Here is an 11,674-nt window from a genome sequence, read left to right as displayed (position 1 = left end):
CAATTAACATTTTTGCTATTTTACTTCTTCTTGTTTCCGGTCTTTTTCTTGGCATAAAAATTCCTCCTGGTTAGTTTTTCTTTACCCTAATCAGGAGGTTTCTATACACAAAACTTTACACAGTCTCTCTAAAGAGATAATAGTTAGAAAAAGCAAGATGGTTTTATTTCTAGTAATAGGACTAGGTCTTATGATATCAATCATGATTGGTGGTGGAAGTGTTGGTATGAGTGGACTAAGTAACTCAGTAAACTCAGTAATGACAACAACATACCTATCACAAGATACAATTCTAAGTGAAGTTAATCAAGAATTTTCATCAATGGAATATGACCTACAATCACAAATCGAAAGTGTAAAAACAAGTCACCCTGGATATGACGAATATATCATAAACAAAGAAGGAGAAATTGGTCATAATACACATGAACTTTTGTCCTATATAACTTCAAGATATGGAGAAGTAAAATCAGCATCTGAAGTAAAAGGAATTTTAAAAGAACTTTTCGATAAGATATATAAGCTTGATTTTAAGGAAGAAATTGAAATTAGAACAAGAACAGTAGCAAGAACTAGATATGATAGTCGTGGCAATCCTTATACTAGCTATGAAAAAGAAGAGTACGAATATAAAAAGTTAATTGTAACTTTAAAGAAAAAAGAAATGGATGAAGTTGTTAGGGAAATATTTAAAGATTATCCAGATAATGTAGTTCATTATGAAGCTCTTCTTGAAGCTAAGGGAAATATGGGAGATGTTTTTGGATCAGGTAATGGGGACTTAGGAGAAATAGTAGACAATCCAAACTTTGGAAATCCTGGTCTTGCTTTTGATTCAGCTACTGCCAAGGCTCTTTTTAATGAAGCAGAAAAACATATAGGCAAAAGATATGTGTTTGGAGCAAGTGGACCATCTAACTTTGACTGCTCAGGTTTTGTATGTTGGTCATTTACTAAGTCTGGTGTAAAGAGAATGCCAAGAACAACTGCATGGAGAATATACAAAGACTATTGTAATCCAGTAAGTCCAAGTGAAGCTCAACCTGGAGATATTATATTTTTCCACTCAACATATAACAGTGGAACACCAATATCTCATGTAGGAATATATGCAGGTAACGGAATGATGATTCACGCAGGAGATCCAATTCAATACACATCAATAAATTCAAAATATTGGAAATCACACTTTTATGGTTTTGGAAGACCAAGATAGAAGGGAGATATTATGTGAACAGGAAGCTTATAAGTATTAGAAACAAAAAGAAAAAAATAGAAGAGAAGTTAAAAGATTTAAATGCAAAATACAAGGAAATTTGTGATGAAGAAATACAAGTTGAAAATGAAGAAATAATTGTAACTCTTAGGAGAAACAATATTAGCTTGGAAGAATTAATAGAGAAAATTAATGACAGAAAAAGAGAAGAAAAATTAAAAGAAAAGGAGAACATTCATAATGAAGAAATTTAATTCGAACAGACTAAGAGCCTTTTTTATGGCTCTTTTATTAGTTTTAACATCAACTTCAACTACTAATGTACTAGCTAAAGCAGATGATACAGATGGTAGTAAAAAAGTGATAGAAAGTTCTATAAGTAATATTAATGATTTAGAAAATCAAATCAAAGACTTAAATGATAAGAAACAAGAAGACCAATCAAAGATAGATGAATTAAAGGAAAAGTTAGAATCTTGCAAAGATAATGGAGAGAAACTAAAACAAGAAAAAGCTAAGCTTGAAGAAGAGATTAGAGATAAAGACAATAAGATTGCTCAATTGAATAAAGAAATTGAGGATCTTAAAAATTCTAATAATGATGAACTAATAGCAGAAATTACTCAGCTTAAAGATGAATTAAAAAGATTACAAGATGAAAATGCAAAACTAAAAGAAGATTATTCATCTACAAAATGGGAGTTAGAAGCTGAGAAAGAAAAGGCTGATAAAAACGAAAATAAAATCACAGAAATGCAAGAAAAGTTTGAGTCTTTAGAAGAAGAACTTGCAAAGAAAAATAAAGAAATTGAGGATAAAGACAATAGAATTAAAGACTTAGAAAAAGCTATTGATGAAAAAGATACTAAGATAAAAGACCTCGAGTCTAAAAAGAAAGAGACAGAAAATTCTAAGTCAGAATGCTGTAAGAAAATTGAAGAGCTTCAAAAGACTATTGATAGTTTAAAAGAATCTTCTGAAAATACTAAAAAAGAATTAGAGGAGAAAATTAAAAGGCTAGAAGAAAAACAAAAAGCTTCTGAAGAAGAAATTAAAAAGCTAAAAGAAGAATTAGATAAGAAAATTGAAGAAGCAAAGAAGTTAATCGAGGAAGCAAATAAAAAAGCAAAAGAAGAACTTGAAAAACAAGCTAAAGATGAAAAAGATAAAAATCTAAATCAAGACTTATCTAAGAAATTAGATGAACTTCTAAAACTTCAAAAAGAAAATAAAGAGAAGAAAGAAGATAAGAAATCTCAAGATAAGAAGTGGGACGAAATTTTGAAAGCTGATGACAAGAATATCCTAAATCAATTTGATCTTAACAAGATGAAAAAACAAGCTGAACAACAATCCAAAAAACAAGTTAAAGATGAAAAAGAATTTGCAGTTTTCCAAGTAGATAAAAACTTTTATAACATTATCAATAAAGATGGTAAGACAACAGTATACATGGATGTAAAAACTTATGTGGATCAAGGAAGAACTATGATCCCAGTAAGATATATTGCTTATACTCTAGGTTTTAATGTTGAGTATGACAACTCTACTCGTGAAGCTATTTTCTCAAATAAAGAGAATAATATCCTAGCTAAAAAGACGTTAAGACTAAATATTGATACTGGTGTTATGAAAGATTCGGATGGAAAGGTCTACAATTCAGATGTTAAGCCAGTGATTATAAATGGAAGAATTCATGCTTCAATTTCAAATATTGCTAAAGCTTTTGGAGCAAGTCATGGAGATATTAAAGATGGCAAAAACCAAACAATAGAATGGGACAATGCTAGAAAAGCAGTCTATGTATTTAAAAATGTAAAATAAGAAAGGATAGAAAAATGAATAAGAGTATTAAACGAGGAGTAGCCATAGCGTTACTCCTTTTTACATTTACAGTACCAGCAACTACATTTGCTATGACAAATGAAGGGCAAATAGAAAGTCAAAACGAATCAATCTATGAACCACAAAAAGAAGAATTTGAAAAAATGTTTAAAGATGATGTTTTTACACCATCAAAAGAAGAAATTCCTTATCAAGATGTTCCAAGAATACCAGGAAATACAAGTGAAGCAAATAAGCCTTCAAATAATCCTCCAAAGAAAACACCACTTGTAAAAGGTGGTAATACAAAGGCAGTAAATAGTCTTGCGACACAAGAAAATAAGGCAAGAGGTTCAGTAATTGAAAATGTAGATAGGAATGGAAAAGATATTATACCAAGTGGAGATACAGAAAAAGATAAAGAAAATCCAGTAGATGTAAGACAATTTTTAACATTTCAAACTAAAAGTGGAAAAACTATGCACCTAATAGTGGATCACTCATCAAATCAAGATAATGTAAGGCTATTGACAGAAGTAGGAGAGCAAGACCTACTTAATATGATTGAATCAGAAGATAAAAATACTATAAAGGTTGAAGAGCCTAAGAAAGAAGAAGTAAAAAAAGAAGAACCTAAGACTGTTCCAGTAAAAGAAGAAAAGAAAAGTGGAATAGGTTCATTTCTAATTGTTGCAATTGTAATTGGAGGAGTAATAGGAGCAGGATACTATTTTAAGGTAGTTAAAGCAAAAGAAGATAGAATGTTGGAAGACTTTGAAGAAGATGATGAGGATTATATTAGTGAGTCAGAAGATGAGTCTGACAATGAAGAAAGTCATGAAGAATCTCTAGATGAAGATGATGAACTATTATAAGAATATTAAATTTAAGTACAATTGAACTTTTGTCCCAGATATGATATGATATTTGGGACAAAGGAGGATTGTAATGAGTTCATATACAGAAAAAATATCAGATAAAATAAATGATTTTGACTCACATAAAGTATTTTTTGCTAATGACTTTTTAGATATTGCTTCTTATGAAACTGCTAGAAAGACATTGAATAGAATGGTTAATGAAAGAAAAATTAAGCGTGTCATTGATGGCTTTTATTACAATCCAAGATATAGTGAATTAATTGGAGAGTACGAAGCAGTATCAATTCACGAGTTGGCACTTGCTATAGCAAGAAAATACAATTGGAATATTGCACCATATAATAGCACAGCCTTAAACTTATTAGGACTTTCAACACAAGTTCCAACTCACTATAAATATATATCTAGTGGAAGATATAAAGAATATAAAATTGGAGATACAATTTTAGAATTTAAAAAAGTAAATTCAGGAGAGATTGCTAATATGTCCTTAAAGACAGCAACAGTTATTCAAGCAATTAAGTCTTTAGGGAAAGAAAATATCAATGCCCAAGTTATGCAAAAGATAAGAGAAAATTTAACTCAAGAAGAAAGAACAGATTTAATGAACGAATCAAAATCAGTTCCTGCATGGATATATGAAGTAATAAGGGAAATTTGTGAGGGCAAAAATGAATAAGTTTTATATAGAAAACAAAGAAGACTTAAGAGTTTTAATGGTAAATACAGCTAGAAAGAGAAATATATCTGAAGCAGTCATTGAAAAAGACTATTGGGTTACTTTTATCTTAGACTATCTATTTAATGAAAATAAATGGAAAGAATATTTTACCTTTAAGGGTGGCACATCACTGTCAAAGTGTTTTGGACTTATAGAAAGATTTTCAGAAGATATAGATCTAATCTTAGACTGGCGAGTATTAGGATATGAAGAAAAAGAACCATGGTTAGAAAGATCAAATACCAAGCAAGATAAATTCAACAAAGAAGTTAATGAAAAGACAGAAGCATTTTTAAGAGATGAATTTATAAAAGTTTTAGAAGAAGATTTAAAGGACATGGACTTTGAATTTATGATTGATACTCTTGATCCACAAACGATTCTATGTAAATATCCTAAAATCTTTGAATCTAATTATTTAACACAAAATATAAGGCTTGAAATAGGAAGCCTTGCAGCATGGACACCTGCAATTGATGTTGAAGTTTTACCGATAATTAGCGAAGCCTACCCAAATGTATTTAAAGAAAAAACTAATATAAGAACAGTCTCAGCAGAGAGAACTTTTTGGGAAAAAGCAACAATTTTACATCACGAAGCGAATAGACCAGAATCTTCTTCTATGCCACGTAGGTATGCAAGACACTTTTATGACCTATATAAAATAGCAAAATCAGATTATAAAAACAAAGCCTTAGAGGATAAAGAGTTATTAAAAAAAGTGACTGAATTTAAAGTGAAATTTTATCCTAGAAAGTGGGCAAAGTATGAAGAAGCATTAAATGGTAGACTAAGGTTAGTCCCAAGAGAGTACCGATTTTCTGAAATAGAAAAAGATTATAAGGCTATGGCAGAAATGATTTATGGAGACTATCCAAACTTTGAAGAGATTATAAAAGTTCTTAAAGAACTAGAAAAAGAAATTAATAAGTAAGTAGAATTCTCCCGAAAATAATATGATATTCAGGAGAAATACTTTGAGCGAGAGAGAAATCTTTCGCTCTTTTTTTATTTATGGAGGTATTAATGAAGTTAGTAATAGCAGAAAAACCAAGTGTAGCAGTTATGATTGCAAAAGTAATTGGAGCAAGAACAAGAAAAAACGGATATTATGAGGGGAATGGATACATTGTTTCTTGGTGTGTCGGTCATTTAATTCAAATGGCAAGTCCAGAAAGACACGACGAAAAATGGAAGAAATGGACAATAGAAAATCTTCCTATAATTCCAGAAGAATATATTTATGAAGTATCTAAAAGCACTAAGAAACAATATGGAGTATTAAAGAAACTTTTAAACGATAAGAACATCGACACAGTTATAAATGCTTGTGATGCTGGAAGAGAGGGAGAACTTATTTTTAGGCTTGTATATAATCAAGCTAAATGTAAGAAGAAAATTCAAAGACTTTGGATATCTTCAATGGAAAACAAAGCTATTGAAGATGGCTTTAGAAATCTTAAAGACGGAGAAAATTTTGAAGACTTATATAGATCAGCAAGTGCAAGAGCAATTGCGGATTGGCTGGTAGGAATGAATTTAAGTAGGCTTTATTCTTGCATTTACAAGGAAACATATTCAGTTGGTAGAGTACAAACACCAACTCTATATTTAATAGCTAAAAGGGATAGCGAAATAAACCTATTTAAGAAGCAAAAATATTATACAGTTGACCTATCTTATAAAGGATTGAAACTTGTATCAGATAGGATTGATAAAATTGAAGTTGCTGAACAACTATTAAATCTACTAGAAGATGAAATAGTTATTACAGAGGTAGAAGATAAAGAAATAAGCACAAAACCAGATAAGCCTTATGATCTCACTACCTTACAAAGAGAAGCAAATAAATATTTTGGATATTCAGCAAATGATACTTTAAATCTGGCACAAGGTTTGTATGAAAAAAAGCTAATCACATATCCAAGAACAGATAGCAGGTATTTAACCGATGATATGGTTAATACTATAAAAGAATTATTAGAAGGACTTGAAGAAGATTTAAAAATCAACGAATCAAACTTTAAGTCTATTTTTAATTCATCTAAGGTTACAGACCACTATGCAATTATTCCTACTATATCAGGTATTGGAAAAGCCAAAGATTTATCAGACAAAGAAAGCAAAGTCTATAATCTAATTAAGGATAAACTACTTGCTTCATGTTCGGATAACTTAAAGGAATCTAGTAGAAAAATCAGATATGAATATGATAAATTTAACTTTAATGCAAGTGGCAAAACTGTAATAGATGAAGGTTATACAAAATATCTAAAGACCTATGGAAAGGAAAAACAAGAAAATGAATTACCAGATGTAAAGACTGGAGATAAAATTAATCTAACTTCTAAAAATATATCGGAAAAATTTACAAAAGCTCCAAGTCATTATAATGAAGATACACTTTTAAAGGCTATGGAGAATGCAGGAGTGGAGTCTTTGGATAAAGACATAGAAGTAGAGAGAAAAGGCTTAGGAACACCAGCTACAAGAGCAGGAATTATTGAAAATCTTATCCATAAGGACCTTATGAGAAGAGATAAGAAAAATCTACTTGTAACAGAAAAAGGCAATAGACTTGTATCGATTGTAGAGGATAAGTTTAAATCAGCAGAAACAACATCTAAATGGGAAATGAAACTTGCAAAGATTAGCTCTGGCGAAGTAGATAAAGAAGACTTTTTAAGAGAAATAGAAGATAGTATAAGGGAGCTTGTAGATAGGTACAAGAATAATCTAAATGAATAAGGTGAAAATATTAGAGCTTTTCGGTGGCATAGGTGCTATTAGAAAGGCTTTTATTAATTTAAAGATACCTTATGAAGTTGTTGATTATGTAGAAATAGATAAGGCTTGTGTTAAATCATACAACGCACTTTATGGAGAGAGTTATAAGCCAAAATCAGTAGTAGGATATAAAGCTCCTAATGAGAAGATAGACTTAATAATGCATGGAAGTCCTTGCCAAGACTTTTCAAGAATAGGAAAAAAGCAAGGAGGAGTAAAGAATTCAGGCACTAGATCAAGCTTACTATTTGAAACAATTAGAATAATTAAAGAAATGAAAGAAAAGCCTAAATGGATAATTTGGGAGAATGTAAAGGGAGTCCTTGATAGAAATATGAGGGACTCCTTTTTTATTTATCTAAAAGATTTAGAGATCCTAGGATATGAAAGCAAGTATGAAATCTTAAATGCAATGGACTTTGGGATACCTCAAAAAAGAGAAAGGATATTTGTTGTTTCATGTCTTGGAGCAAATAACTTTTCTTTTAATAAATTGGAGAGGAAAAAAACAAGACCACTAAGTGAATTTTTAGAAAAGGATGTAAGTGAACTTTATACAATGACCCAACCTTATATGCTGAAATTTTTAAATAAAGGCATAGATAATAGTTTTAGAGGGCGACTCAAAGTGATTAAAGATTTTTCTTATACTATTTCTACAAAACAAATGAGAGTACCAAATTCTGGAATAATAGATATTGGAAATGGTCAGTATAGGTATTTAACAGAAAGAGAATGCCTAAGACTCATGGGTTTTGATGACAGTGATATTAACAAACTAGAAGAAGCACATCCAAGAAGAAAAAATTGTACTTCAAGCAAGCTATATAAACAGGCCGGCAATTCTATTGTGATTGATGTTTTAATAGCTATTATAAAAGAAATTCATAGAATGGAGGTAGGAAATGCAAGTAAATGATTTTAAGAATATACAAGAAGCAATAAAGTATGAAGTGTTACAAGATGAAAAAGAATATTTAAAACTCTTAAAAGTTATAGGCAATAATCAGAAATATGATTTTTCTAGCCAATTGAGTATATACAACAAAGAACCTGAAGCTAGAGCTTGTGCGACTTTTGATATGTGGAAAAAATATTTTGGTCGAGTTGTTATGAGAGGTCAAAAGGGTATTCCAATTTTAGTTGGAAGTGATATAAATCAAAGAATTTCATACATCTTTGATATTAGTCAGACCACATCAATAGATAGGAATATTAATGAGGTTAGCTTATGGCAGTTTGATCACGAAAATCATAAGGAGGCTTTAAAAGAAATAATAAATGCTTCTTCATTTGAAGCCAGTGATTCACTTAATGAAAATATATTTTCTTTAAGTCGAATTTATGGAGATGAATACATTAACTTGGCTCTTGCTGATTTGAGAATAGATATAGAGGATAGACTGAGTTTTGAAAAGTTTATGAGGGACTCAATATCCTATGCGGTAGCTAATAGGTTTAATACAGTCTACCCTATAGATATGGAAAATTTAAAAAACAATTTTTCTAGGATTAATACAATTTCTTTAGAACAGATAGGTCTTGTAATATCAAGGGTTAGCGAAGATATTATAGATAGCACAATAGAAAAATCTAAGGAAATGGATCGTGCTAGGCTGCTGACAGAAAGGGACGCTGCCGACTATAATAGAGATATAGAAAATATAAATGAAGATAGAGGAGGTCAAGATGATTTATATAGACGAGATGATAGGTCAAGAAGTAGAGATGGACGAGTTTTCACAGATGGAAGCGACAGAAGAAATAGCGATGAAGATCGAAGAGAAAACCTTGGACATGATGGAGAAGGATCTGAAATTTATGGAGAGATTTCCGAATCCAACATACGCAGTTCTAAGACTGTCTTACCTGGTAGGGAGCGAGGACATGGAGAACTGGAAGAAACTTCAGGAAATGTACGAGGAGAAAACACTATTGAACCATCTGAAGGAAATTCAGAATCAGGCAGTGGACTTTATCAAGAGAGAAAAAGTCAAGATGATGAAATCACAAGGATTGACAGAGAAGATGATGAGAGAGAATCCAGAACAATACCAAGGACAGATGAACAACTTGATGGCAACAGTGAAGAAGATGGCAATCAAGGAATACGTGGAAGCTTAGAAAATGAAATAAGCCAAGAAAAGGAAGCTGATGAAGCTTCTTTTTTTGATGAGAAAAACGTTGAAAAAAGAAAAGACTATTGGATTGTAGAATTTAATGAAAACCACGAATTAGTTCCCGATTATAGTGGGCAGATAGTAACTAAAGACTTAATCAATATCCTAAGACAAAAAGATATAGATGTTAAAGATCATAATCAAACTCTTGGAGAAAATGAATTTGGAGAAATGACTGATGATTATATCGGATATTTCAAATTCTATTTTGACCACTATGTAGACGGCGAAGTTGTCGAACATTATAGGATTGACCTTGGTGATGGAGAAGAAGTAAATGAGCGTGAATTTTCATATTTAGAAGAACAAGTTGCACTAAGTGAGGAAAAATCATTACAAGAAGAAGTTAAGGAAAAGATAGAACCTAAATTTAAGATAGGTGATCAAGTTAGATATAAAGATAAGGACTTTACAATTACAGATTTTGATGAACTAAGTGGAGGACTTAAAACTGTCACTATCAGAGACAATATGGAATATATGGGAGGTATGATTAGGGGTTCGGAAGTAATTCCATATAGAAACGATTCATACCTTGAAGAAATCTTTGAAAATCTAAGTCAAACATCAGAAAAACTAGCAGTAAAAGTTGGAAAGGAATTTATTTTAGAAGATGAGAATGTCTTTGATGGAATTAACTTAATTGAAACAGAAACTAAAGTAGAAATTAATGGGGAAGAATTTCCTTTATATAAGGGTGAAACATTTGAAGAGAGTAGAAAAATTGATGACCTTTTAGATAGTGGAAATTATGAGATATACAAATTACCTGAGCATGAAAAACAAATTGAAAGACAAGTAGAGCAAGAAAGCTTTATTGATAACCACAATCCCGAAATTGACCAAATGATGGATAGATACAATGTGCCTAGGGAAGCAGCCGAAAACTTATTGAGGGGTAAAGAAGATTTAAAGAATTTAGGCTATGAACCTAATAAGGAAAGGCTAAGCTTTGCTAGAAATTATGATTTGAAAAATCATATTTACTCTGAATACCTAACACCATCAGAAAAGCTAGATAAAAATATCAAAGCTATTAAAATGCTCAAAAGACTTGAAAATGAAAATAGGAGTCCAAGAGAGTATGAACAAGCCTATCTTGCTGATTATCTGGGCTGGGGAGGTCTTGCCGATGTCTTTGATGAAGAAAAAGGAGGGCAATGGCTAGAAGCAAGAAATATTTTAAAAGAAAATTTAACAAATGATGAATATTTGAATGCTAAAGAGTCTACTTTAACATCGTTTTATACACCTAGAGAGGTAATGGATGGAATATATAAGACTCTAACAGATATGGGATTTAAGACTGGAAATATCCTTGAACCGTCTGCAGGGGTCGGTAATTTTATTGGTAATATGCCAAGTGAAATACAAGGCTCTAAAGTATATGGAGTAGAAAAAGATAGTCTAAGCGGAAGAATAGCAAGAGAGCTTTATACTGAAGCTAATATTCAAATTAAAGGCTTTGAAGAAACAAACTTCTCAAATAACTTTTTCGATTTAGTTATAGGAAATGTTCCCTTTGGAGATTTTAAAGTTAACGATCGTGAATATAACAGAAATAACTTTCTGATTCACGATTATTTTTTTGCAAAGTCAATAGATAAGGTTAGGAATGGAGGAATTATTGCCTTCATAACATCATCTGGAACTATGGATAAAAAAGATGAATCTGTTAGAAAATATATTAATGCAAGATGTGAGTTTTTAGGAGCTATGAGGCTTCCTAATACAACATTTAAAGGACTTGCTGGTACTGAAGTTACTTCAGATATTATTTTCTTAAAAAAGAGAGATTCAGTTATTGAAAGAGATGACGATTGGATACACCTAGCAACTGATAAAAAGGGTTTGACTTATAATAAATATTTTGTAGATAATCCTCAAATGGTATTAGGTGATATGAAAGAAGTGTCTGGAAGATTTGGAAATACAATTACTTGTGATGAAAAAGAGGACGAAAATCTAAAAGATTTAATGGATCTTGCAAGTAAGGAAATATCTTCAAATTCAAAATATGAAGAGGTTGAACTATTGGAAGATGAAGAATTAAGTCTTCCAGCAA

General features: G+C 31.0%; 8 protein-coding genes and 1 pseudogene. All 9 read left to right on the top strand.

The window, feature by feature from the left end; genetic code table 11:
- Positions 1-112 precede the first annotated feature (112 nt).
- Positions 113-1,216 (top strand): annotated as a pseudogene (locus tag FYJ26_RS10535) (C40 family peptidase); the annotation flags it as partial.
- Between the two features lie 14 nt (positions 1,217-1,230).
- Entirely contained in the window at positions 1,231-1,470 is a 240-nt protein-coding gene (locus FYJ26_RS10530) for a hypothetical protein (RefSeq protein WP_264441190.1), read from the top strand.
- The gene (locus tag FYJ26_RS10525; protein WP_154542180.1) at positions 1,457-3,040 is read left to right on the top strand and encodes a stalk domain-containing protein; all 1,584 of its coding nucleotides are present in this window, start codon (positions 1,457-1,459) and stop codon (positions 3,038-3,040) included. The genes FYJ26_RS10530 and FYJ26_RS10525 overlap by 14 nt, the downstream gene beginning before the upstream one ends.
- Positions 3,041-3,054: 14 nt before the next feature.
- A complete protein-coding gene (locus FYJ26_RS10520) occupies positions 3,055-3,915 on the top strand; it encodes a CD1107 family mobile element protein (RefSeq protein ID WP_154542178.1) in 861 nt (286 codons plus the stop codon).
- Between the two features lie 73 nt (positions 3,916-3,988).
- Entirely contained in the window at positions 3,989-4,600 is a 612-nt protein-coding gene (locus FYJ26_RS10515; RefSeq protein ID WP_154542176.1) for a DUF6088 family protein, read from the top strand.
- Positions 4,593-5,576, top strand: a complete 984-nt coding sequence (locus tag FYJ26_RS10510) for a nucleotidyl transferase AbiEii/AbiGii toxin family protein (protein WP_154542174.1) — start codon at positions 4,593-4,595, stop codon at positions 5,574-5,576. The genes FYJ26_RS10515 and FYJ26_RS10510 overlap by 8 nt, the downstream gene beginning before the upstream one ends.
- Before the next feature lie 92 nt (positions 5,577-5,668).
- Positions 5,669-7,390, top strand: a complete 1,722-nt coding sequence (locus FYJ26_RS10505) for a DNA topoisomerase 3 (RefSeq protein ID WP_154542172.1) — start codon at positions 5,669-5,671, stop codon at positions 7,388-7,390.
- Positions 7,383-8,348: a DNA cytosine methyltransferase gene (locus FYJ26_RS10500; protein ID WP_154542170.1), complete on the top strand. Its 966-nt coding sequence runs from the start codon at positions 7,383-7,385 to the stop codon at positions 8,346-8,348. Before FYJ26_RS10505 ends, FYJ26_RS10500 begins: the two co-directional genes overlap by 8 nt.
- On the top strand, positions 8,335-11,674 hold a 3,340-nt coding region (locus tag FYJ26_RS10495; protein ID WP_154542168.1), incomplete at its 3' end, for a class I SAM-dependent methyltransferase. The genes FYJ26_RS10500 and FYJ26_RS10495, both read left to right, overlap by 14 nt.

The organism is Anaerococcus porci (assembly GCF_009696575.1).
GTDB lineage: Bacteria > Bacillota > Clostridia > Tissierellales > Peptoniphilaceae > Anaerococcus > Anaerococcus porci.
This window is presented reverse-complemented; position numbering and strand designations above follow the sequence as displayed.